A 23,698-nucleotide genomic window follows, 5' to 3' on the forward strand; every position below is an offset into this window, starting at 1 on the left:
CGCCTTACCCAGCCCTGCCCGGCATCCGGCCCGTCCGCATCCGGCCCACCCGTATCCTTTTTGCCCGTTTCATCCGTTGCGTCCGTCGCTACGTCCGCCACCCGTTGACCTCCCGATCCGCACACGCTTCCGGACGACACCAACACACTGATGTGCGGATTTCATCCTTCAGCAACAATCGGACCGGCTCGCATCCGGCCAGGCCGCCGCCTCGGCCCGCTCCGCCCCGCCCGGATACGCGTTCGCGGAATCGCCCAAAAGCGGACTGTTCAATGCCGGACCGTTCATCAAACACTTAGCAGGGCTGTCTAAGGTCGCGTCCACCGAAAAGCTCACCACCGTACGGCGAAAGGGTGATGATCGTGACGGGACTCCAGATCGACGACATCCCGCCCAAGGAGCGATTCGCGGCCTGGCGCGCCCTGTGCGAGCTGACGGCGATCCCGATGGAGCTCCGCAGCGACCATGAGCACGACTTCCGCGCGAGCGTACGGGGCGGAGTGAGCCTCGGCGAGGTGATGCTGACCTCCACCTCCGTACCGTCGCTGCGGAACGAGCGGACGGCGGCCCATATCCGGCGCTCCGACCCGGAGCTCTACCATCTGCGGCTCACCCTGCGCGGTGAGAGCGATGTGCGCCACGGGGACACCGAAGCCACGGTCGGCGCCCGGCAGCTCATGCTCACCTCGACCTCCACGCCGTATCTGGCGGTGTGCGAGCGCGGCAGGGTCGACGGGATGACGCTCACCCTCCACCCCTCGCTGCTGCCGTTCCCGGCGGCCGAGCTCAACCGGCTGCTCGGGCAGCGGCTGTCCGGGCGGTCCGGCATCGGGGCCATGCTCGCCGACTTCCTCACCCGCCTGGCCGCCGAATCCGACCGCTACGGCCCGGCCGACGCACCGCGCCTCGGCACCGTCGCCGTCGATCTGCTCAACGCGCTGCTCGCGCATGAGCTGGACGCCGGTGCCGAGGCGCGCGCCGAGAACCGGCTCACCCCCGAGAGCCGTCGGCGCACCCTGCGGTTACGCATCGAGGAATTCGTCCGGCAGAACCTGCACCGCCCGGGGCTCACCCCGGCGTCGATCGCCACGGCCCATCACATCTCGCTCCGGTACCTCTACCGCCTCTTCGAGGAGCAGGGGCACACGGTCTCCGCGTGGATCCGCGCCCAGCGCCTGGAACGCTGCCGCCGCGACCTCGCCGATCCCGCCCTGGGCGACACCCCCATCCATGTCATCGCCGCCCGCTGGGGTTTCAGCCACGCCGCGGACTTCAGCCGCGCCTTCCGCGGCGCCTATGGCGTCCCCCCTCGGGACTTCCGCCATACGGCGCTGTGGACGAACAGGTGAGCGGGGCTCCCCCCGTGGTAACCCTGCTCACCCGTCACTGATCAGCATGGGCCGAGCGGGGCCGGGATGTCATTGGCATCCTGTGCACAGTGCCTTGATCCTCTGTGCACGGATCCCATCCTCTGCGCACGGACCGCGCCATCCCGGCCGCCCAGGGCGTCACTTGGCCCGGGTCACCCGCAACTCCTCGATGCCCGCGCGCTTCTTGTCGTCCGCCGAGCGCAGGGTGACGCGTACGAAGCGGGCCGGGCCGGTCGTCCCCTCGTGCCAGTGGCGGCCGTCGAGCGAGGTCCGCACCTCGTGGGAGGCGGGCCGGGTGCGGGTCCACTCCGGGCTGACCTTCGCCAGGCGCACCGTGCGGCCGAGGTCGGCCGTGAGCGTGCCCTGGGCCGCGTCGGGGACCCAGGCGGTTGCCGCGTTGCCGTCCACGGCGGCGCCCGCGTACATCCCGGGCTCCTCCGTGCTCGCCGTCGCCTTTCCGCAGCGCGCGACGTTGTCGGTCGGCTCGAGGTCGGGGCGGCGGGTCTTGAGCACCGCGGGCGCGCCCCGGCTCACGAGCTGCGCTCCGCCCCGCGGGGTCTCGATCCGCATCGGCGCGCCTTCGGTCAGCCTTACGGTCGTCTGGTGCGGGCCGATGGCCACGTCGTAGGTGCGGCCCCGCCAGTGCAGCCCCCGCAGGGTGACGCCGTCGTGGAGCTGCGGCGGCAGCGTCGGGTCGAGCCGCACACCGTCCTCGCCCATCCGCATCCCGGTCAGACCGTGGGTGAAGACCTGCAGAAAGCCGCCCTTACCGGTGAGGAAGTCATGCGCCGGGGAGCCGGACAGGGGTCCTGCGCGCCCGCCTTCTCGCCCCGCGCCTCCGAGAACGTGTCGAAGGGGCCGCGGACGAACGGCTTGATGGAGCGCTGGAGGTAGGTGTACGTGGAGCAGCCGGGCTCGCCGATGGCGGCGGCGTCGATGGCGTGCACCGAGTCCGTCATGGCCGGGCCGTCCGGGTCGGTGCGGGCCGCGTAGTAGTCGAGGGTCTTGGCCGCCGAGGTGCCGGACATCGGCCACTCCAGCGGATACATCAGCAGCACGGTGTCCGCCTGCTTGATGGTCGAGCCCTTGCCCCGTGTGCACGGCGGAAGTGAACGGGAGTTCTTACATCGAATGGGTGACCTTTGCGTGCGGTGGTCGTTGAGTGCGGTGACGATGTCCTGGAGTCGGGTGGGGGGGTGGGCGGGGTGCGGGAGATGGCGGCGCCGTTCGTGGTGTCCGGCCCCGCCGGGGTGGCGATCCGGGACCGGCTCAAGGGGTTGACCGTCGAGGACGAGGAGGTGCTGCGGCTGGTCGGCGGTCACCTCGGTACGCTGGCCTCCCGGGATCTGAAGGCGCGGTGTGCGGACGGGCTGGAGCACGGCAGCGAGCGGTGGGCGGTGCGTAAGCGGGCGCTGACCGGGGAGTCGTCGTCACGGTGGGCGGGCAGCATCACGAAGGCCACGCATGATCAGTGGGGGCTGGCCCGGCGTGGTCAGGCCGCACACCTCCACGATCTGGAAGCCGGGATCGACACGGTCCGGCACCGGCTGTCGTTGCCCCTCGTGGAGCGGGGCCCCAAGCGGGCGGCGGGCGGCTACCGCAGCCAGAAGGAGTGGTTCGCCAAGTCGCGGCGCCTGCACGTGCTGGAGGACCGGCTGGCCGCCGTCAGGGCCGACCAGGAGGCCGGGCGGGTGCACGTGGTGCGGGGCGGGAAGCGGCTGAACACCCGCCACCACCTGGAGACGGCCCAGCTCGACGAGGCCGAGTGGCGGACTCGGTGGGAGGCGTCGCGCCGGTTCCTACAGGCGGACGGCGAGTCCGGCAAGCGCTGCGGCAACGAGACGATCCGCGTCAGCCCGGACGGCGAGGTGAGCATCAGGCTCCCGGTGCCGCTCGCGCATCTGGCCAACGCCGCGCACGGCCGCTACGTGCTCGCTGCGCGAGTGGCCTTCCCGCACCGGGGGGAGACCTGGCGCGACCGGATCACCGCGAACCGGGCCGTCGCCTACCGCATCCGCGAAGACACCGACCGAGGGCGCTGGTACCTCACCGCCTCCTGGACCGTCCCCCCGGTCCAGACCGTGCCCTTTTCCACCGCCCGGGCAAGTGGCCTGATCGGTGTGGACACCAACGCCGATCACCTGGCCGCCTGGCGACTCGACGCGCACGGCAACCCGGTCGGCGCCCCGCGCCGCTTCGACTACGACCTGTCCGGCACCGCCGCACACCGCGACGCCCAAGTCCGCCACGCCCTCATCCGCCTGCTGCACTGGGCCAAGCGGTACCACCTGGCCGTCGCCGTCGAGGACCTGGACTTCACCGCCGAGACCACCCGGGAGAAGCACGGCCGACGCAAGCGGTTCCGCAAGCTGATCTCCGGCATGCCAGTCGCCCGGCTGCGGGCCCGGCTGCTGGCCATGGCCGCCGAACTCGGCATCCCCCTGGTCGCCGTCGATCCGGCCTACACCTCCAAATGGGGCGCCCAGCACTGGAAAAAACCTCTCACCAGCAGCAAACGTAAGACCAGTCGCCACGACGCCGCCGCCGTGGCGATCGGAAGGCGCGCCCTGGGGCACCCGATCCGGCGACGGACGACACCGCCCCCTGCTTACCAGAGCGATGAGCAGGGGCATCGGACCGTCCAGGCCGGACCAGCCACCCCGGGGCGTGAGGGACCCCGCCCCCGCATCCCCGGACCACGATCGCGAGTCGTGCCGCCCGGACGCGGAGCGAAAGCGGGCGACCAGAACACCCACCACCGTTCGGGGTGTTCGGCTGAGCATGAGACCTGGCAACAGGACTCACTCCCGCTCAGTCTTCAGGAACGGTGAACAGCGGCCAGCCGGTCTTGTCGCCCCCTCGGGAGTACCCGGTCCCCTGGGGCGGCACCCGATGCCCGAGATAGCCGTTGCCCACATACGCGTGGGAGCTGTCCTGGGGATCGATACGGAACCAGGCGCGCCGACCCGTCAGGACGCGGACGGGCGCACCAGCCCCGTCTCGTACGCGAAGACCGCGGCCTGGGTCCGGTCGCGCAGCCCCAGCTTGAACAGGATCCGGCTCACATGGGTCTTCACGGTCTGCTCGGCCACCACCAGCCGTGCGGCGATCTCCGCGTTGGACAGCCCCTGGGCGATCAAAGTGAGCACCTCGGTCTCGCGCTCCGTCAGATCGCCCACCCGGTCCCGGAGGGGACCGCGCGGGGCGGCGGCGCTCACCCGGGAGAACTCGCCGATCAGGCGCTTGGTGATGTTCGGCGCCAGCAGCGCGTCACCGGCCGCCACCACCCGTACCGCATGGGCCAGTTCATCCGCCGAGGCGTCCTTCAGCAGAAACCCGGACGCGCCCGCGCGCAGCGCCTCGTAGACGTACTCGTCGAGGTCGAAGGTGGTGAGGACCAGGATCTTGACGGTGGCCCCGGCGGGTTCGGTGAGCCGCCGGGTGGCCTCGATACCACCGACTCCCGGCATCCGTATGTCCATCAGGACCACGTCCGGGGCCAGTTCGGCGACCTGGTCGATGGCGTCGGCCCCGTCCACGGCCTGGCCGACGACCTCGATGTCCGGTTCGGCGTTGAGGAGCACCGTGAAGCCCTGGCGGACCATCATCTGGTCGTCGGCGATCAAAACGCGGATGGTCGTCGTCATGCGGGGTCCTCGGCGGTTTCGGTCGCGGCGGTGGACGGGTCGGGGTGGTACGTGGGCAGCACGGCGGTCACCTCGTAACCGCCGTCCGGCGTCGGGCCGGTGGTCAGCTCACCCCCTAGCATCGCAGCGCGCTCCCGCATCCCGAGCAGCCCGTGCCCGGCGCCCGGCGAGGGCGGGGCGGGCCGGTCCGGCGTCGTATTGACGATCCGGACGGTGAGCCCGCGCCGCTGGTACCCCAGCTCCACCCGCGCCTCAGCGCCCGGCGCGTGCCGCATCACATTGCTCAGCGCCTCCTGCACGATGCGGAACGCCGACAGCTCGACGCCCGGCGGCAGCGGCCGCCGCTCCCCGGTGACATCCGTAAGGATCGTGATTCCGGTCCCGCGCACCGTGCCCACCAGCTCGTCCAGCCGGTCCAGCGTGGGCTGCGGGGCGTGCCGGGCGCCGTCGGCCAGGGCGTCCTCGGAGCGCAGCACGCCCAGCACGCGGCGCAGTTCGGCCAGCGCCTCGACCGCGTTCTGGCGGATGCCCGCGAGGTTCTCCTTCAGGTCGTCGGAGGGGTTCTCGGCCAGATGCGGGGCGACCTGCGCCTGGATGGAGATCACCGACATGTGGTGGGCGACCACGTCGTGCAGCTCGCGGGCGATGCGGTTGCGCTCCTCCAGCAGAGTGCGCCGGGCCCGTTCCTCCGCGGTGAGCTCCTCCTGCTCGACCAGCCGCCGCCGCGCCACCCGGCGGCCGCGCAGCGCGGCGCCCACCACCACGGCGGTGGTGAAGGACACGAACGCCTCGTCCAGGCCGTCCGTGTGGGGCCGGGTGGCGAAGGCCGCGGTGACCGTCCCCACCAGCAGGGTCAGGATCAGCGCCTCGGCGGCGATCCGGGGGCGGACCCGCAGCGCGAGGAGGAGCAGCACGACGGTGTGCAGCGCGATCTGGCCGTAGTTCCAGGGGTAGAGCACGTATTCAGGGACGCGGCCATCCACCTCCAGCGCCGTCACCAACAGCATGGCGGTCGAGAGCCACCACGCCGGTATCGGGCGGGTCAGCGCCACCTGGACGGCCAGCGCTTCGAGCACCACGAGACCGATCACGGGCACCGGGTCCTGGGCCGTCCCCGGGCGGGCGGGCTCCTGGAACTGCGCCATGCTGAGCCAGGCCATGAGCACCGCGAACAACACCACATGGCCATGGGGCAGCCGGCCCAGCCAGCGCATCCGCGGCAGCGGGTCGCGCGCCATCGTCCACAGGTCCGCACGGAGGATGCCCGGCGCCGCGCGCAGTCCCTCGCCCATCGTGCGCGGCAGAGCGCGCGCGCCCTCCGCCAGCCGGTCCGCCATCCGCCCGCCCATCATGGCCTTGACTTTAGACACTGGGCTTCTCCACATGCCGGGCCTCCCGGGCCGGACGTCCCTCGCGGACGATGCGGCTCCCACCACGTACGGCCCCGGCACCACCGCGGACGACCCCGCCGCCACCCTTGCGCGGTCGCCCCGCCTCGTACCCGTGGAACGCCGCCCAGCAGATCAGCAGCGCCCCCGCGAACACCGGCAGCCAGTACAGCCGCGCCAGCACCCAGCCGGGGCCGTCGGGCACGGTGTGCAGCCCGGACAGCGGCCCGTACAGCCGCAGCGTGGTCACGCTGACCGCCATCATCGCGGTCTGGTGCCACAGGAACACGGTCATCGCGGAGAGGTTGACCAGCGCCACCACCGCCCACGCGGCGGGCCGCGCCAGCACCCGGCGCAGCGGGCCGCGCAGCAGCAGGGCCGCGCCGCACTGGGTGAGACCGAAGGTGACGGCGGCCAGGGTGGGCGGGTTGAGGTTGGAGATCGGGGCACCGGGCACCCCGACCATCGCCGCCGGATAGCCGCCGAACAGGACGAGCCCGGCAGTGACCGCCGCGCCTCCGATCAGCAGCACCCACCCGGCCGTCCGCCCGCGCAGCATGCCCCGGCCCCAGGCGGCGCCCAGGCAGTACGGGACCAGCCAGCCCGCCGCCAGGTTGATCCAGCCGAGCCAGGCCGGGCCGCCGAAGCCGAACCGGATCAGGTCGACATGGAGCACGACGGCGAGCGGCCACAGCGGATGCAGCCGAGCCACCAGCGGGGTCGCGGCCGTGAGCACCGCGTAGACCAGCAGGAACCACAGCGGGGACAGGACGAGTTTGAGCAGCGTGTGCACGGTCAGCAGGCTCATCCCGGAGCCGAGCATCGCCCCCGCCGCCACGGCCCACACGGCGAGCACGGCGGCGACGGGCCGGAACAGCCGGGCCAGCCGGGCGCGCAGCCACTGCCGGTAGCTGATGCCCCGGGCGCGGGCGCAGGCGTGGCTCTTGGCACCCATCTGCCCGCCGACCAGGAAGAACACCGCGAGGGTCTGGAACGCCCAGGAGACGGGGGTGAGTTCGGGCTGGTACAGCAGCGGGCTGGCCGCGCGCAGGGTGCCGCTGTCGGCGACCAGGGCGGTCACCAGCCAGTGGCCGAGCACCACGCCGAGGATGGCGATGGCCCGCAGGGCGTCCACGGCGCGGTCGCGGTCGGGCGGGGTGGCGGCCTCGATCCGCCGGACGAGGTCACGCATGCGGAACGTGTCACGCATGCGGAACGTGTCACGCGTACGAACCGTGTCACGCGTACGGAATGTGTCACGCGTACGGAATGTGTCACGCGTACGAACGATATTACGCATCGCGGCCCTCCACGATCCGGCCCATGCTCACCAGAGCGGCGGACCCGGGCTTGAGATAGTCGCTGTGCCCGACGTCCCCCGCGTCGAATTTCCGTGCGCCGAACCGCCCGGAGACGGGATCGGTCCCGAAGCCGACGGTCGTGCCCAGCAGCCGGATCCGCACATGCGGCACCCCGCCGATCCAGTCGTTCCCGCCCCGCCCGGCCCAGACGGTGGCCCGGGTGTGCAACTGCCGGGCGTCGTCGAACCCCGTACCGGGGCTGCCGTACAGGACGATGTCCGCGGCCTTCAGCCCCCGCGCGGCCCGGGCGCAGACCACCGAACCGTAGGAGTGGCACAGGAGCGAGATCCGGGCCCGGGGCTTGGCCGCGTTCAACTCCCGTACGAATGCGGCCAGTCGGGGAGCCGCCCCGGCTGCCCGGTCCGTGGTCAGCACCTCGGGTCCCACGGTGCCGGGCGTCTTGTACCCGAGCCAGCCGACGACGGCCGTACGGCTGCCGAGTTGATGGCTCAGCGCGAGGGCCCCGGCCCGGAACCGGTCGTACGTCTCCAGGTTGGTGTCCGACCCCGGCACCAGCACGGCGACGCGCGTGGCGCGGCCCAGGTCCCCGTACACCTCGACGGCACGGCCGCCGTCCCGCCCGTCGAAGGACAGGAAGTGCCGCGACGGCTTCTTCATCTTCCGCAGCGCCCGCTCCCGCGCGCGGTCGCCGTGCCGGGCCGCCATCGCCTCGGCCGCCGCGATCCCCTCCCGGTTGGCCTCGTACCGGTGGTCCAGCCCCGGGACGCTCACGGGCCCCAGCGCCACGGGTGCGGGCGCCGGCACCTCGCTCGGCCCTGCGGCCCCCATCAGGGGCACCACCACCGAGGTGGTGACGAGCGCCGCGAGCAGGGCGCGGCGAAGACGGGACGCCATGGCTGTTCCTTCCGTACCGACAGCTTGTGTGAGTACGGAAGTTATGGAGTCGGCCGTGTGGTTGGCGTCCCACCGGGGAGTGCATCCGCGGGGTAGTCCCCAGGTACTACGGGTAGGGGGTCGGGCCGGTGCGGTGGCCGCGATCCGCAGCGCGGTGGGGTCCGGGTCCACGGCCGATACGTGGTGACGGCTGATACGCGGCTACGGCTGATACGCGGTTGATGCACGGCTGAGCGGCCCCGGAGGCCCCGCTCCGCCGAAGGAGAGATCTCCTTCGCCCAAGGTGACGCCGGTGCGCCGGCGCGGCGCACCGGTCTCACCGTAGGAGGTCACGATGTCCCCTGCCCCCACCCACCGGGCGCGCCGCCGCCGTACCGTGCTCATGGCCATGGCGGCCTCGACGGCGGCGATGGCGACCGTCGCGGCCGGTCCGCCCGGCTGGGCCGGTGCCCCCGCGGGCGACCCGGCCTCCCCGGGCGCCCGGAGCGCCGGGGACCGGCTCCTGCCGTATCTGGGCAACGGCGGTTACAACGTCCGCTCGTACGACGTCGGCTACACCTACCGGCCCGGGACCACGCTGATGGACTCCTCCGTACGGATCCGGGCCACCGCCACCCAGGCGCTGTCCCGGTTCAGCCTCGACGCGGCCGTGGACGAGATCAAGACGGTCACCGTCCAGGGCGAGCCGGCCCGCTTCGCCGTGGACAAGGCGGGCGAGAAGCTGGACATCACCCCTCGGCAGGCGCTCGGCAAGGGCCGGTCGTTCGACGTGAACATCGCCTACCGCGTCGACCGGAGCGACAACCGGGCCCGGCCCGGCGACCCGACCAGCCCCGCACCGCGCCTGACCCCGTGGGTGAACAAGAAGGACGGCTTCGTGGTGTTCGGCCAGCCGGACCGGGCGCATATGTTCTTCCCCGCCAACGACTACCCCACCGACAAGGCCCGGTTCACCTTCCGCGTCACCGCGCCGAAGGACCTTCAGGCCGTGGGCATCGGGACGCCGCGTTCGCGGACGACGGCGGGCGACGACGCCACCACCGTCTTCTCGACCGCCGACGAGGTCTCCACCCAGGTCGTCCAGGTCGGTGTCGGGCACTACAAGGAGATCCGGGGCCGCGGCCCCCACGGGCTGCCGCTGCGCAGCTATGTCGGCACCGACGCGTTCGAGGCGGCCAAGCCGCTGGTCGACCGCATACCGGACCAGCTCTCCTGGTTCGAGAAGGAGCTCGGCCGGCCGTTCCCGCTGGAGACCTACGGGGTGCTCGGCGTGCCCGAGGGCTATCTGGGGGTGGCCTTCGAATCGGCGACCCTGTCCACGTTCGCCGCCGGGAACCTCCAGGGGCCGGCGGAGCAGCTCGAACCGACCATGGTCCACGAGATGGTGCATCAGTACTTCGGGGACGCGCTCGCCGTCTCGAACTGGGACACCAACTGGATCAGCGAGGGCCACGCCGACTACTACCAGTTGCTGTACACCGTGCACCGGGGCTGGCGGGACCTGGACACCGTGCTCAAGGCGCGGTACGAGTTCGACCCCGAGAGCCGCGCCGCGAGCGGCCCCCCGAACCGGCCCAAGGAGGCCATCGACGCGCTGGTCGGCGGCAACAACGCGGGTGTACTGATGCTCGCCGGGCTGCGTCACCAGGTCGGTGACGCCGTCTTCAAGAAGATCGAGCGGACCTTCTTCGACCGGTACCGGGGCAGGAACGCCGACACCCGGGACTACATCGCGGTGGCGAACGAGATCAGCGGCCGGGACTTCACCGGGTACATCAACGGCTGGCTGTACGACGAGAAGACTCCGCCCATGGCGGGCCACCCGGACTGGGTGGCCCCGGAGCCGCCGAAGAGCTCGTGACATAACGGCATGATGGGGGGCTCCCCCTTCGCACAGGTTGGTGAAAATGTCGCATATAGCCACCGGTCACGGTGGTCCCCTTCCCGTCACGGTCCTCCTCGTGGAGGACGACGAGGTGATCCGCAGGTCGGTCGCGATGGCTCTGGAGCGCTACGGCTACCGCGTGTCCACGGCCGGTGACGGGCTGACCGGTCTCGAACTGTTCCGGGCGGGCGAGCATGATCTGCTGCTGCTGGACGTGATGCTGCCCGGGCTCGACGGCATCGGGCTGTGCCGCCGGATCCGGGAGACCAGCATGGATCCGATCCTGATGATGTCGGCGCGCGGCGACGATCTGGACGTCATATCCGGCCTGGAGGCGGGCGCCGACGACTACGTCGTCAAGCCGGTCGACACCGCGGTGCTGGTGGCCCGGATCCGGTCGCTGCTGCGGCGGGCCACGTATCCACCGGCCACCTCTTCACCGGTCACCTACTCACCGGCCGGGGCATCCGCGGATCCGGCCGCCCCGGCGGCGGCCGGATCCGCGGGTCCCCAGCCCGGTCCGCGCCACCACCACCGTGCGCGGCTCCGCTTCGGGGACCTGGCCATCGACACGGGCGGCCTGGAGGTGTTCCTGGCCGGTGAGCCGATCGCGCTGGCACCCACCGAACTGCGGCTGCTGCTGGAGTTCGCCGCGCACCCCGGCATCGTCCTCGACCGGGAGACGCTGCTGCGCGACGTCTGGGACTACGACTGGGACGGCGACACCCGCGTCGTCGACCTGTGTGTGCAGCGGCTGCGCAAGAAGATCGGCGCCGGGCGGATCGAGACGGTCCGCGGCTTCGGCTACAAGCTGAGGCGCTGACGTGGGAACGTCACGCGCCCTGCTCACCCAGCCACGCGCCCTGCTCAACTGGCGCTCGCTGCGCTGGAAGATCGCCCTGCTGGTGGCCGCGGCGTGCTGCGGCATCGCGCTGACGGTCGGCCTTCTGGTGCACCACAGCACGTACGAACGGTCCATGAACGAGGGCGCCGGCAAGGCGTACACCGCCCTGGACACCGCCCTCGCCCCGGGCGGTGGAGGCGGGTCCGACGCCCTCGTGCACACCCCTGGCGAGATGCCCCCGAAGCTGGTGCGGATGGTCCGCGCCCGGGGAAGCGCCGCCGTATACGACGAGAGCGACCCGTACCGGCCGCGGATGTGGGCCGGGCGGCGGCTGTCCGGTGACCGCCTGGCGGCGATCGCGATCGACATGACGCCCGACCAGCTCAGCCGCCGCGCCCTGGACCGCCACATGTGGAAGTACTCGCTGGCCGCGCTGGCCGTCATCGTGCCCCTGTCCGCCCTCGCCGCCGAACTCCCCAACCGGCGGCTGCGGCGGGTGGCGCGGACCGCACGGCGCATCGCCTCGGGCGACCTGGCCGCCAGGACCGAGGAGGGCGGCCGGGCGGGCGACGAGATCACCGAGATCTCGGCCACGGTCGACTCCATGGCCGACAGCCTGCGGGACCGGCTGCGCAGTGAGCAGCGCTTCACCGCCGATGTCGCGCACGAGTTGCGCACCCCGCTGATGGGCCTGGTCACCTCCACCGAACTGCTCCCGGAGAGCGAAGCCACCGATCTTGTGAGGGACCGGGTCCGGGTGCTGCGCACCCTCGTCGAGGACCTGCTGGAGATCTCCCGTCTCGACGCCGGTGTGGAACGCGCCGACCTGCGGCCCGTCGCCCTCCCCGACCTGGTCCGGGGCTCGCTGGCCCGCACCGGCCTCGACGCGCGTCTCGCGGTCGGCGCCGCGCCCGTCGTGGTCGAGACGGACCCGCGCCGGCTCGACCGGATCCTCGCCAACCTGCTCGGCAACGCCCACCGGCACGGCGCCGCGCCGGTCGAGGTCACCGTGGAGGGAACGACGGTCGCCGTCCGCGACCACGGCCCCGGCTTCCCCGACAGCCTCCTCGCGGAAGGGCCGCAGCGCTTCCGCACCGGCGCGGCCGAGCGTGGCCGCGGTCATGGGCTCGGACTGACCGTCGCCTCGGGCCAGGCCCGGGTCATCGGCGCGTCCCTGCTCTTCTCGAACGCGGCCGACGGCGGGGCCGTCGTCACACTGCGGCTGCCGCCGACGGGCTGACGCGACGGAGTCGGTACCCGCTCGATACACGACGGATGACCGGCCGAGCGGTTCCGGATCCACGGCCACGGCCGTGCGGAGATCCGCCCCGGCCAAGGTGGTTGACGTGCGACCGCAGCACGTCAACCACCTTGGAGGTGCCTTGCGCATGTTCCCTGATCGCCTTCCCCGCGCACCCCGCGTACCCGGGGTGTCCGGCCCACGCGCGGCGCGGCCGCCGCGGCCAACGGAGGCCGTACGTCGGCGGTGGCCGGCGACCACATCCGGGACCCGGTGAGGCCACCATGGCAACCCCTCTCGACACCCCTTCCGCACAGCAGACCCCCACGCACGAGCCCGAGCCCGACGCGGACGCCGCGCCCGACGCGAGTCCCCCGCCCAAGCCCAACGCGGGCGCCACGGCCGAGCCCAACGCGACTCCCCTGCCCGAGCCCGAGCCCGACGCGCGTGCCGCGCCCAAGCCCAACGCGGGTGCCACACCCGAGGCCGACGCGGCTCCCCCGCCCGAGTCCGAGCCCGACGCGCGTGCCGCGCCCGAGCCCAGCGGGACTGCCCCGCCCGAGCCCGACGCGACTCCCCCACCCGAGCCCGAGCCCGACGCGCGTGCCGCGCCCAAGCCCAACACGGGTGCCACACCCGAGGCCGACGCGACTCCCCCGCCCGAGTCCGAGCCCGACGCGCGTGCCGCGCCCGAGCCCAGCGGGACTGCCCCGCCCGAGCCCGACGGGACTCCCCCGCCCGACGCCGACGCGACTCCCCTGCCCGAACCCGGCACGCGTACCGCGCCGAAGCCCGACGCGAGTCGCCCGACCAAGCCCGACACGAGCGCCCCACCCGAGCCCAACACGCGTACCGCCGCCGGTCCCGGCGTCTGGTGTCGGGGTCGGGCCATCACCGGGCTCGCGCTGGTGGCCGCGCTGGTGATGCTGGGCCACGCCGCCATCCCCAACCAGGTCGGCCATCTCGGCAGTCTCGTCGAGACCTTCCTGCCCTGGACGGGTCTGGCCGTGCCCCTGTTGCTGCTGTGCGCCCTCGTCCGCCGGTCCGCGACCGCCGCCGTGGCGGTCGTCCTGCCCGCGCTCATCTGGTGTTCGCTCTTCGGCGGGATGCTGCTCGACAAGCGGGCGGACGGCGGAGACCTGACCGTCGTGACCCACAACGTGGATGAGCACAACCCGCACCCCGCCCGCACCGCCCGCGCCCTCGCGGCCTCCGGCGCCGATGTGCTGGCCCTCGAGGAACTGGGCGCCGCCACAGCGGAGTACGAGCGCGCACTGGCCGCCACGTACCCGTATCACACGGTGCGGGGCACGGTCGGGCTGTGGAGCAGATACCCCGTCGACGCCTCCCGGACGGTGGACATCGCGCCCTGGCCACGCGCGCTGCGCGCCGTCGTGCGGACGCCCAAGGGGCCGGTCACCGTCTTCGTCGCACATCTGCTGTCGGTGCGGTTCAGCCCCGTTTCGGGCTTCACCGCCGCCGCGCGCGACGCCGCCGCGCACCGCCTCAGCACCGCTCTGCGCGCCGAACCACGGCAGCGCACCGTACTTGTGGGCGATCTCAATGGCACCCTCGACGACCGGGCGCTGTCCGCCGTCACTTCTCCACTGCGCTCGGCCCAGAGCGAGGCGGGCGCGGGGTTCGGCCTCACCTGGCCCGCGTCGTTTCCCGTGGCGAGGATCGACCACATACTCGTCCGCGGCATGGAGCCGCGCTCGTCCTGGACGCTGCCCGCCACCGACAGCGATCACCTGCCGGTGGCGGCACGGCTGAAGCTATGACCCGCCCCGGGACACCCTCACGGCGGGCGCGCGTGCCGGGCCCGCGCGGCGGGCCCGCGCGGCGGGCCCGCGCGACTACCCCTGGGGTACGTAGAACTCCGTGGTCGCCCGCATCGTGGCGGCCGCCACCTCCACCGGCGCCCCCGAGGCTTCGTATGCCGCGCCCCAGGCCGCGCTGGAGCGGGTCATGAACTCCCGGGCCTCGTCCGAGGTCTGCCATGCCTCCGGGTCGGCGGGCGTCTGTCCCGCCAGATGCAGGGCGAGGCCGAGCAGTCCGCCGTCCCAGCCGACGCCGACCGCGCCGGGGCCGAACTGGTCCCACATCTCGGGCGGTACGACGGCGACATGCTCCAGCTCGAAGACGGTCCGCTCCTCGCCCTCGGCACTCAGCCGCACCTCGACCTCGCTGAAACCGGGGTTCTCGCCGAACAGCCAGCTCACCGCGAGCAGCCGCGGGGGTTCGCAGCGCAGGATCTCGCCGCCCGCGTTGCCCTCCAGCTGGTAGTGGCCACCGAGCTTCAGGTCGCCGCTCACCGGCAGGAACCAGCGGCTGATCCGCTGCGGGTCGGTGCACGCGTCCCATACGTCCTCGATCGCGGCGTCGTAGGTGCGCCGCAGCAGGACGGTACGGGCCTCGCCGTCGGGCACCTCACGGGTGGCGACCTCGCGGTGGACGTCGTTGATCTGGTCGACGATCTCGCTCATGACTTATGTTCCTCACCGGTTCGACTGTCGCCGCCGTGCCCCTGATCGAGCCGCCGCTGCCGCTTGCCTCGCGCCAGTTCGGTCCCCAGCGCGTCCAGCCGCTGTTCCCAGAAGCCCCGGAACTGGTCCAGCCACCGGTCGACCTCCCGCAGGGGCGCGGCCTCGACGGCGTATAACCGCCGTGTGCCCTCGGCCCGTACGGAGGCGAATCCGCCCTCCCGCAACACCCGCAGATGCTGTGACACGGCGGGCTGCGAGATGCCGAACTCGGACCGGATCACGGTGCTGACCTCGCCGGAGGATCGCTCCCCCGCGGCCAGCAGCTCCAATATCCGGCGCCGAACGGGGTCTCCGAGGACATCGAGTGCGTGCACGCCGGGACTATGCCAGTCGCCGCTTATATAAGTCAACGCTTAAATTCACTCACGCCACCGTCGACGGCCGCGTGGTTCCGCCCACTCGCGGAAGCGCAGGAGGTCAGCGCGTCCTCGACGCCCTTACCGTGCCGCGCCGCCCCGCGCCGGTGGGTGTCAGCCCTCCAGCGGCTTCCCCAGAAGGTCGGAGGCGGTCTCGATGGGGTCGGCAGCCGCGACCGCGGGCGCCGGGTGGCAGGTGAAGCCGAGGCGCGTCATGGCACGGATCACCTCGCCCGCCGTGAAGTCGCGGCGGTCCTGGCGGGTGACCACGGCGCCGACCTGCTTGACCGGGTAGGCACGGCGGCCGATCTGCACCGATGGACCGGTGATCGGTTCCGGGCTGACGCCGCTCATCGCGTCCGTCACCTCGCGCGCGGTCAGGTCGAAGGCGAAATTGGCGATGATGCAGCGCATAGTGCCTCAACGGGGAGAGAAGGGAGCCGGGACGACCAGCGTGTCACACCTCGAAGCGGGATGGCACAGCCCGGCGGCAAAAATCGCCCACGTGGTTCCCGCCGTTCCGAGGTGGCACGTGATAGGGTCCTTACTAGTTGCAGTTTTGGTACCCATGGACTTGTGTGCGCCTGACGATATGTAGCGTCCGGCGCATTTTTTGTTTCTGCCGGTCATTTCCGGATGGGGTCATTTCGGCGACTCGGGACGCGTTTCCTGCGCGTTCCGGACCGATCCCAGGTAAAAGGAGAATGACATGGCTACTGGCACCGTGAAGTGGTTCAACGCGGAAAAGGGCTTCGGCTTCATCGAGCAGGATGGCGGCGGCGCCGACGTCTTCGCCCACTACTCGAACATTGCCACCCAGGGCTTCCGTGAGCTGCAGGAAGGCCAGAAGGTGACCTTCGACGTCACGCAGGGCCAGAAGGGCCCGCAGGCCGAGAACATCGTTCCCGCCTGATAGCAGCGCCTGTCACGAGCCGGGGCCCGCACCTGAAGGGGTGCGGGCCCCGGCTCGTACGCATTTCCACAGACCACGCCCAGCCGAAAGGCACCGCGTTGACCCGATCCACCCGCTCGCACCGCCGCAAAAAACCCGTAACCTCCCGTTCCGCCGTCAGTGGGCGCCCCCGCTCATCCGGCGCAAGCGAATTCGCCCTGGCGCCCGGCTCCACCCCGGTGCTGCCCGCCGTCACGTCCTTCGCCGAGCTCGACATGCCGAAGGAGCTGATCACGGAGCTGACCCAGCAGGGCGTCACCGTGCCGTTCCCCATTCAGGCGGCCACCCTCCCGAACGCGCTCGCCGGCCGGGACGTACTGGGCCGTGGCCGGACCGGCTCCGGCAAGACCCTCGCCTTCGGCCTCGCCCTGCTGGCCCGCACCGCCGGGCAGCGCGCGGAGCCCCGCCGCCCCCTCGCGCTGGTGCTGGTCCCCACCCGGGAGCTGGCCCAGCAGGTCACCGAGGCACTCACCCCCTACGCCCGGCGGCTGGGGCTGCGTGCGGCCACGGTGGTCGGCGGCATGTCGATCAACCGCCAGGCCGATGCCCTGCGCAATGGCTCGGAGGTGGTCATCGCGACCCCCGGGCGCCTCTACGACCTGATCGAACGCGGCGACTGCCGGCTGGACCAGGTGCGCACCACCGTCCTCGACGAGGCCGACCAGATGGCCGACATGGGCTTCCTGCCCCAGGTGACCCGGCTGCTGCGACAGGTCCCCGCCGACGGCCAGCGCCTGCTGTTCTCCGCGACCCTCGACCATGACATCAGCAAGCTGACGCGCCAGTTCCTCGACGACCCGGCCGTGCATTCGGTCGACCCGTCCGCCGGTGCCGTCACCACGATGGAGCACCACGTCCTGCACATCGCGGACACCGACAAGCGCTCCGTCGTCACCCGGGTGGCCGCCCGGGACGGCCGCGTCCTCCTCTTCCTGGACACCAAGCGCGCCGTCGACCGGCTCACCCGGCATCTGCTGACCAACGGCGTACGGGCGGCGGCGCTGCACGGCGGCAAGTCCCAGCCGCAGCGCACCCGGACCCTGGACCAGTTCAAGTCCGGCCATGTCACCGCGCTGGTGGCCACGAACGTAGCGGCCCGGGGCATCCATGTGGACGATCTCGACCTCGTGGTCAATGTCGACCCGCCCGCGGACCACAAGGACTATCTGCACCGTGGCGGCCGTACGGCCCGTGCGGGCGGATCCGGCAGCGTCATCACGCTGGTCACCCCGGACCAGCGCCGGGAGATGGGCCGTCTCATGGCCGACGCGGGCATCACCCCGCAGACCGCCCAGGTCCACTCCGCCGACCCCGAACTCACCCGGATCACCGGCGCCCAGGAACCCTCCGGCGTGCCCGTGATCATCAGCGCGCCCCAGCCCCAACCGCAGCGTGCGCGCCGTCCCGGCGCCCCCCGTCGCTCCGCCCGGAGCCGTCGCCCCGGCCGTTAGGCCCGATACGGGGGCCCGGGCGGCGGCCGGCCGGGCCGACATCCGGAATTTCGCCATGGTCGCATCACGCCCGACCGGCGGCGGATGTCCCCATTCCCCCGTCGGAGAGGCGACAATGGGCCACATGCCGATACCCAGCGCCGTGCCCAGCCGTGCCGAACTGATCGACCACCTCATCCGTACGCGCATCGCGGGTGATGTCGCCACTCCTCGTGAGAACAACCTCTCCCACTACCGCAAGCTCGCGAACGGCGACCGCCACTACTGGCTCGGCCTGGAGCTGGGCGACCGCTGGACCGATGAGCAGGACGTGCTGGCGGTCATGGCGGAGCGGTGCGGCGTGGTGGACGACCCGGAGTACCGCTCGGGGCAGGACACGATCGACCCGGAGCTGACGGTCGGCGCGCTGGACCGGATGGCCTCGGTGCTGCGGAAGGCGGCGGAGGCGAACGAGCGGGTGCTGTTCGCCACCGGGCATCCGGGCGGGCTGCTGGAGGTCCACCGGGCCACGGCGGCGGCGCTGCGGGCCGCCGGCTGCGAGATCGTGGAGATCCCGGGCGGGCTGCAGGCGGACGAGGGGTATGTCTTCCAGTTCTGCGATGTGGCGATGCTGGAGAGGGGCGCCACGCTGTGGCACACCCACTCCCCCGCGCCCATGGCGGCGATCCTCGACGGGCTGGCCCACGAGGGGCGGCCGCTGCCCGATCTGGTGGTCGCCGACCACGGCTGGGCGGGCTGCGCGGGGCAGCGGGGCATCGACGCGGTCGGCTACGCGGACTGCAACGACCCGGCGCTCTTCCTCGGCGAGTCCGAGGGCACGCTGTCGGTGGTGGTCCCGCTGGACGACCACGTCACCAGCCCGCGGTTCTACGACCCGATGACGGCGTATCTGCTGGACGCGGCGGGGCTGTCGGCCCAGTTCTGACGGCGCCGGGCCGCCGCGGCAGGCGCCCGGCGGTTCCTGGCCGCCCCCGCGGGCGCCCGGCGGGCCCGGGCCGTCCCTGCGGGCGTCCGGTGAGCCCGGGCGGACCCGCCGCCCGCCGCGCTCACTTCTTCTTCTCGCGCGGCACCCGCATGACCCCCTCCTGGATCACGGAGACGGCCAGCCGCCCGTCGGCGGTGAAGATACGGCCCTTGGCCAGGCCGCGTCCGCCGGACGCGGAGGGGCTCTCCTGGTCGTACAGCAGCCAGTCGTCCACCCGGAACGGCCGGTGGAACCACATGGCGTGATCCAGGCTGGCCCCGACGATGTCGCCGACCGCCCAGCCGCCGCGCCCATGGGCGAGCAGGATGGAGTCCAGCAGCGTCATATCGGACACATAGGTCGCCAGGCAGACGTGAAGCAGGGGGTGGTCGGCGACGCCGTCCAGTTTGCCGTTGGTCCGGAACCAAACCTGCGACTTGGGCTCACGCGGCCGTCCGACGCTGCCGAAGGGCGGCTCGTCCACGTACCGCAGATCGATCGAGGCCCGCGCCTGGAGCATCCGCTCGGTCACCCCGGGGCCGAAGAGGTGCTCATAGCGGGGCAGCAGCTCATCGGCGGTGGGCAGGGTCAGCGGGTCCGGTACGTCCGGCATCGGCTCCTGGTGCTCGAGGCCGTCCTCGTAGAGCTGGAAGGAGGCCGAGAGATGGAAGATCGGCTGCCCGTGCTGGACGGCGACCACCCGGCGGGTGGTGAAGGAGTGGCCGTCCCGGATCCGGTCGACGGTGTAGACGATGGGCGCCCCGGGGTCGCCGGGCCGCAGGAAGTACGCGTGCAGCGAATGCGCCGAGCGGTCCTCGGGGACGGTGCGGCCCGCGGCGACCAGGGCCTGGGCGGCGACCTGACCGCCGAAGACCCGCGGTACGAGGGGGGCGGCGTCGCTGGTGCCACGGAAGATGTCCTCCTCGATCTGCTCGAGATCGAGCAGATCGAGAAGGCTCTGAAGTGCGTCATTCATGGTTCAAGCAGTCTTGCAGACCTGGATTGCGGTCCTGTTGCCGCTGCTCATGACGGTCGTCACAGCCCCATCGACTTGGCGACGATGGACCGCATGACCTCGCTGGTGCCGCCGTAGATCCGGTTGACGCGGGTGTCCGCGTACAGCCGGGCTATGGGGTACTCCATCATGTAGCCGTAACCGCCGTGGAGCTGCAGGCACTTGTCGATGACGACGGCGGCGCGCTCGGTGGTGAAGAGCTTGGCGGAGGCGGCGTCGGCGGCGGTCAGCTCATCGGCGTCGTGCGCGTCCAGGGCCCGGTCCACGACCGCCTGCATCGCGTCCACCTCGGACTGGCAGTCGGCGAGCACGAACTTGGTGTTCTGGAACGACGCCACCGCCTGGCCGAAGACGGTACGGTCCCGGACGTACTCGGTGGCGAACCGGACGGCCGCCGCGGCCTGTGCGTACGCCCCGACGGCGATGCCCAGGCGCTCCTGCGGCAGATTGTGGGTGAGGTAGCCGAACGCCTTGCCCTCCTCGCCCAGCAGGTCCTCCACCGGCACCTTGACGTCGGTGAAGGAGAGCTCGGCCGTGTCGGAGGTCTTCAGGCCCAGCTTCTCCAGCTTGCGGCCGACCGCGTAGCCCTCGCTCTTGGTGTCGACCACGAGGATGGATATGCCGCCGCGGCGGTCCTCGGGGGTGGCCGGGGCGGTGCGGGCGCAGACCAGCACCCGGTCGGCCAGGACGCCGCCGGTGATGAAGGTCTTGGCGCCGTTGAGGACGTAGTGGGTGCCGTCCTCGGAGAGCTTGGCGGTGGTCTTCATGCCCGCCAGGTCGGAGCCGGTGCCGGGCTCGGTCATGGCGATGGCGGTCATCAGGTCGCCGGTGACGAAGGAGGGCAGCCAGCGCCGCTTCTGCTCCTCGTTGGCGTACTTGAGGAGGTACGGCAGGCACAGCGCGGTGTGGACGCTGCTGCCGCCGAAGCTGACCCCGGCGCGGGCGGTCTCCTCGGTGATGACGGCGTTGAACTTGAAGCTGGTCTCCCCCGCCCCGCCGAACTCCTCGGGCACCTCGATGCCGAAGACACCCAGCTCGCCGAGCTTCTTGTAGAAGTCGCGCGGGGCCTGGCCGGCCTCCCGCCACTGGTCGTAGTACGGCACGACCTCGGCCGCGATGAAGTCGCGGATGGTCTCCCGGAACGCCTCGTGGTCCTCGTTGAACACCGTGCGGCGCATTGGCGCGGCCCTCCTTACGGCTGAGCCGCCGCCGCGTCCGCGGACCGGCCTACCGCCGTCGTGATTCCTCAACTGATAGCTTGGCAACACTCACCTAAGCGCTTGCTCAGTGAAAGCTACCCGTGAGTCACCAGGGCTGTCCAGCCTCCTTATTCTGCCCACCCTTCTTCTTCATGAGGCGTGGTTCGTCTCAAGAGGCCCGGTTCGCTTCATGAGGCCCGGTCCGCCTCGCCATCCACACCGTGGGCACCGCCGAAGGCGCCGAGGGCCAGGCGGTGCAGCAGGGCGGCGGTGGCCGCGCGCCCGGGGAGGGCACCGGGGCGGCCGAGGTGGGGCGTGGAGTTGAGCAGCCCGAAGACGGCATGGACACACGCACGGGCCTCGGCCTCGGCGAGCCGGGGGTAGACCTCGCGCACCACCTCGACCCACAGCTCCACGTACTGCCGCTGGAGCGAGCGCACCAGCTTGCGGTCGGTGTCCCGGAGCCGGTCCAGCTCGCGGTCGTGGAGGATGATCAGCGGGCGGTCGTCGAGGGCGAAGTCGATATGGCCCTCGATCAGCGAGTCCAGCACCTCGGCCGGGGCGAGCCCGGCCCCCTCCCCCTCGGCGGCGCGCAGCTTGCCGCCCGTCAGCAGCCGGCCGCTGATGCCGACCAGCAGCTCGGCGAGCATCGCCTCCTTGCCGGGGAAGTGGCGGTAGAGACCGGGGCCGCTGATGCCGACCGCGGCACCTATCTCATCGACGCCGACGCCATGGAAGCCGCGCTCGGCGAAGAGGCGGGCGGCCTCCTTGAGGATCTGCTCACGGCGGGTCGGGGCGGCTGCTTGCGTGCTCATGAAATCGATTCTAGACACCGGGGTTAGTGGTCGTTAACCTGGTGGTAACTAGTTAACGTTCACTAACGGTACCGAGCGAGGGGGCTCGCAGCCATGGAGCAGGCACCGGCGCTGCACAGCGGCGCCGACCCGGCGTCCGACGCCTGGAAGGCCAATGAGGCAGCGCACCGCGAGCTGGCCGCGCGGCTGCGCGAGAAGCTGGCCGTGGCGCGGCTGGGCGGCGGGGAGAGGGCGCGGGCGCGGCACACCGCGCGCGGCAAGCTGCTGCCGCGCGACCGGGTGGACACACTGCTGGATCCGGGCTCCCCGTTCCTGGAGCTGGCCCCGCTCGCCGCCGAGGGGATGTACGAGGGCCAGGCCCCGGCGGCGGGGGTGATCGCCGGGATCGGGCGGGTGGCCGGCCGTGAGGTGGTCGTGGTCGCCAATGACGCCACCGTCAAGGGCGGCACGTACTACCCGATGACGGTGAAGAAGCATCTGCGCGCCCAGGAGGTCGCGCTGGAGAACCACCTGCCGTGCGTCTATCTGGTCGACTCCGGCGGCGCCTTCCTCCCCATGCAGGACGAGGTCTTCCCGGACCGCGACCACTTCGGGCGGATCTTCTACAACCAGGCGCGGCTGTCCGGCTCCGGGATTCCGCAGGTCGCGGCGGTGATGGGGTCCTGCACGGCGGGCGGGGCGTATGTCCCGGCGATGAGCGACGAGGCCGTGATCGTGCGCGGGCAGGGCACGATCTTCCTGGGCGGGCCGCCGCTGGTGAAGGCGGCCACCGGAGAGGTCGTCTCGGCGGAGGAGCTGGGCGGCGGCGAGGTCCACTCCCGGGTCTCGGGCGTGACCGACCATCTGGCGGAGGACGACGCCCACGCGCTGCGGATCGTCCGCTCCATCGTCGCCACCCTGCCGCCGTCCGCGATGCGGCAGGGGTCGCCGCCGTGGGCGCTGGAGCCCTCCCAGGAGCCCGCGGTCGACCCGGCGGGGCTCTACGGGGCGGTTCCGGTCGACTCGCGCACACCGTACGACGTGCGGGAGGTCATCGCGCGGCTGGTGGACGGCTCGCGGTTCGCCGAGTTCAAGGCCGAGTTCGGCACCACGCTGGTCACGGGCTTCGCGCGGATCATGGGCCACCCGGTGGGCATCGTCGCCAACAACGGCATCCTGTTCTCCGAATCGGCCCAGAAGGGCGCCCATTTCATCGAGCTGTGCGACCAGCGCGGCATCCCCCTGGTCTTCCTGCAGAACATCTCGGGATTCATGGTGGGCCGCAGCTATGAGGCGGGCGGTATCGCCAAGCACGGCGCCAAGATGGTCACCGCCGTGGCCTGCACCCGCGTCCCCAAGCTGACGGTCGTGATCGGCGGTTCCTACGGCGCGGGCAACTACTCGATGTGCGGGCGCGCCTATTCGCCGCGCTTCCTGTGGATGTGGCCCAACGCCAAGATCTCGGTGATGGGCGGTGAGCAGGCCGCCTCCGTGCTCGCCACCGTCAAGCGCGACCAGATGGAGGCGCGCGGGGAGGAGTGGAGCGCCGAGGAGGAGGAGACGTTCCGGGCCCCGGTCCGCGAGCAGTACGAGGCACAGGGAAACGCGTATTACGCCACCGCCCGGCTCTGGGACGACGGTGTGATCGACCCCCTGGAGACCCGCACGGTGCTCGGCCTCGCCCTTACGGCCTGCGCCAACGCACCGCTGCCCGGCCGTACGGCCACCGAGCCCGCGGCGCCCGGCTTCGGCGTCTTCCGGATGTGAGGGGGATGCACCAGATGAGCCCGATGAGCCCAGTGAGCTCGACGAGTGGTCCGCGTGCGGCGAG

20 protein-coding genes and 1 pseudogene are annotated in these 23,698 nt (G+C 71.9%); 10 read left to right on the forward strand and 11 right to left on the reverse strand.

Annotated features, from left to right (window positions below):
- The first annotated feature begins 356 nt into the window (after window positions 1–356).
- On the forward strand, window positions 357–1,349 hold the full coding sequence (locus J5X86_RS31310; RefSeq protein WP_208520154.1) for a helix-turn-helix domain-containing protein: 993 nt from the start codon (window positions 357–359) through the stop codon (window positions 1,347–1,349).
- Window positions 1,350–1,508: 159 nt separating this feature from the next.
- On the opposite strand, the pseudogene J5X86_RS31315 reads toward J5X86_RS31310, so the two are convergent.
- Window positions 1,509–2,455, reverse strand: a pseudogene (locus tag J5X86_RS31315) (glycosyl hydrolase family 65 protein); the annotation flags it as partial.
- A 111-nt stretch (window positions 2,456–2,566) separates the two neighbouring features.
- On the opposite strand from J5X86_RS31315, the gene J5X86_RS31320 reads away from it, so the two are divergent.
- Window positions 2,567–4,201, forward strand: a complete 1,635-nt coding sequence (locus J5X86_RS31320) for a transposase (RefSeq protein ID WP_208520067.1) — start codon at window positions 2,567–2,569, stop codon at window positions 4,199–4,201.
- 138 nt (window positions 4,202–4,339) lie between these two features.
- On the opposite strand, the gene J5X86_RS31325 is transcribed toward J5X86_RS31320, so the two are convergent.
- The 4 genes from J5X86_RS31325 to J5X86_RS31340 form a co-directional block, all read right to left on the reverse strand.
- Complete coding sequence (locus J5X86_RS31325; RefSeq protein WP_208520068.1) at window positions 4,340–5,017, reverse strand: response regulator transcription factor; 678 nt, start codon at window positions 5,015–5,017, stop codon at window positions 4,340–4,342.
- Window positions 5,014–6,387 carry a sensor histidine kinase gene (locus J5X86_RS31330; protein ID WP_208520069.1) on the reverse strand — a complete coding sequence of 458 codons (1,374 nt, stop codon included), beginning with the start codon at window positions 6,385–6,387 and terminating at the stop codon, window positions 5,014–5,016. The genes J5X86_RS31325 and J5X86_RS31330 overlap by 4 nt, the downstream gene beginning before the upstream one ends.
- Complete coding sequence (locus J5X86_RS31335; RefSeq protein ID WP_208520155.1) at window positions 6,380–7,597, reverse strand: acyltransferase; 1,218 nt, start codon at window positions 7,595–7,597, stop codon at window positions 6,380–6,382. Before J5X86_RS31335 ends, J5X86_RS31330 begins: the two co-directional genes overlap by 8 nt.
- Before the next feature lie 100 nt (window positions 7,598–7,697).
- Complete coding sequence (locus J5X86_RS31340; RefSeq protein WP_208520070.1) at window positions 7,698–8,621, reverse strand: alpha/beta hydrolase; 924 nt, start codon at window positions 8,619–8,621, stop codon at window positions 7,698–7,700.
- Between the two features lie 334 nt (window positions 8,622–8,955).
- Between J5X86_RS31340 and J5X86_RS31345 the strand changes: the two genes are divergently transcribed.
- The 4 genes from J5X86_RS31345 (at window position 8,956) to J5X86_RS31360 (ending at window position 14,371) form a co-directional block, all read left to right on the forward strand.
- Entirely contained in the window at window positions 8,956–10,482 is a 1,527-nt protein-coding gene (locus J5X86_RS31345) for a M1 family metallopeptidase (protein ID WP_208520071.1), read from the forward strand.
- A gap of 46 nt (window positions 10,483–10,528) precedes the next feature.
- Entirely contained in the window at window positions 10,529–11,329 is an 801-nt protein-coding gene (locus tag J5X86_RS31350; RefSeq protein WP_208520072.1) for a response regulator transcription factor, read from the forward strand.
- Window position 11,330: 1 nt separating this feature from the next.
- Window positions 11,331–12,590: a HAMP domain-containing sensor histidine kinase gene (locus J5X86_RS31355; protein WP_208520073.1), complete on the forward strand. Its 1,260-nt coding sequence runs from the start codon at window positions 11,331–11,333 to the stop codon at window positions 12,588–12,590.
- A gap of 890 nt (window positions 12,591–13,480) precedes the next feature.
- Window positions 13,481–14,371 carry an endonuclease/exonuclease/phosphatase family protein gene (locus J5X86_RS31360; protein WP_374229312.1) on the forward strand — a complete coding sequence of 297 codons (891 nt, stop codon included), beginning with the start codon at window positions 13,481–13,483 and terminating at the stop codon, window positions 14,369–14,371.
- 75 nt (window positions 14,372–14,446) lie between these two features.
- Here J5X86_RS31360 and J5X86_RS31365 read toward each other — a convergent pair whose 3' ends face one another.
- The 3 genes from J5X86_RS31365 to J5X86_RS31375 all read right to left on the reverse strand — a co-directional run bounded on the left by J5X86_RS31365 (window position 14,447) and on the right by J5X86_RS31375 (window position 15,906).
- Complete coding sequence (locus tag J5X86_RS31365) at window positions 14,447–15,076, reverse strand: SRPBCC family protein (protein WP_208520074.1); 630 nt, start codon at window positions 15,074–15,076, stop codon at window positions 14,447–14,449.
- Window positions 15,073–15,450 (reverse strand): helix-turn-helix transcriptional regulator, encoded by a 378-nt coding sequence (locus J5X86_RS31370; RefSeq protein WP_208520075.1) that lies wholly within the window; start codon window positions 15,448–15,450, stop codon window positions 15,073–15,075. The genes J5X86_RS31365 and J5X86_RS31370 overlap by 4 nt, the downstream gene beginning before the upstream one ends.
- Window positions 15,451–15,606: 156 nt before the next feature.
- Complete coding sequence (locus J5X86_RS31375) at window positions 15,607–15,906, reverse strand: SCO5918 family protein (protein WP_078641565.1); 300 nt, start codon at window positions 15,904–15,906, stop codon at window positions 15,607–15,609.
- A gap of 295 nt (window positions 15,907–16,201) precedes the next feature.
- Between J5X86_RS31375 and J5X86_RS31380 the strand changes: the two genes are divergently transcribed.
- The 3 genes from J5X86_RS31380 (at window position 16,202) to J5X86_RS31390 (ending at window position 18,820) form a co-directional block, all read left to right on the forward strand.
- Window positions 16,202–16,405: a cold-shock protein gene (locus tag J5X86_RS31380; RefSeq protein WP_010986199.1), complete on the forward strand. Its 204-nt coding sequence runs from the start codon at window positions 16,202–16,204 to the stop codon at window positions 16,403–16,405.
- 98 nt (window positions 16,406–16,503) lie between these two features.
- Complete coding sequence (locus J5X86_RS31385; RefSeq protein WP_208520076.1) at window positions 16,504–17,895, forward strand: DEAD/DEAH box helicase; 1,392 nt, start codon at window positions 16,504–16,506, stop codon at window positions 17,893–17,895.
- A gap of 115 nt (window positions 17,896–18,010) precedes the next feature.
- A complete protein-coding gene (locus J5X86_RS31390) occupies window positions 18,011–18,820 on the forward strand; it encodes a phosphatase (RefSeq protein WP_374229309.1) in 810 nt (269 codons plus the stop codon).
- A 121-nt stretch (window positions 18,821–18,941) separates the two neighbouring features.
- Here J5X86_RS31390 and J5X86_RS31395 read toward each other — a convergent pair whose 3' ends face one another.
- From J5X86_RS31395 to J5X86_RS31405, 3 genes are all read right to left on the reverse strand, one after another.
- Window positions 18,942–19,835 carry an acyl-CoA thioesterase II gene (locus J5X86_RS31395; protein WP_208520078.1) on the reverse strand — a complete coding sequence of 298 codons (894 nt, stop codon included), beginning with the start codon at window positions 19,833–19,835 and terminating at the stop codon, window positions 18,942–18,944.
- 59 nt (window positions 19,836–19,894) lie between these two features.
- Window positions 19,895–21,052 (reverse strand): acyl-CoA dehydrogenase family protein, encoded by a 1,158-nt coding sequence (locus J5X86_RS31400; RefSeq protein WP_208520079.1) that lies wholly within the window; start codon window positions 21,050–21,052, stop codon window positions 19,895–19,897.
- Between the two features lie 209 nt (window positions 21,053–21,261).
- Window positions 21,262–21,888: a TetR/AcrR family transcriptional regulator gene (locus J5X86_RS31405; RefSeq protein ID WP_208520080.1), complete on the reverse strand. Its 627-nt coding sequence runs from the start codon at window positions 21,886–21,888 to the stop codon at window positions 21,262–21,264.
- 93 nt (window positions 21,889–21,981) lie between these two features.
- Between J5X86_RS31405 and J5X86_RS31410 the strand changes: the two genes are divergently transcribed.
- Entirely contained in the window at window positions 21,982–23,634 is a 1,653-nt protein-coding gene (locus tag J5X86_RS31410) for a carboxyl transferase domain-containing protein (protein ID WP_208520081.1), read from the forward strand.
- Window positions 23,635–23,698: the final 64 nt, after the last annotated feature.

The organism is Streptomyces sp. NEAU-YJ-81, assembly GCF_017592595.1.
Taxonomy (GTDB): domain Bacteria; phylum Actinomycetota; class Actinomycetes; order Streptomycetales; family Streptomycetaceae; genus Streptomyces; species Streptomyces hygroscopicus_B.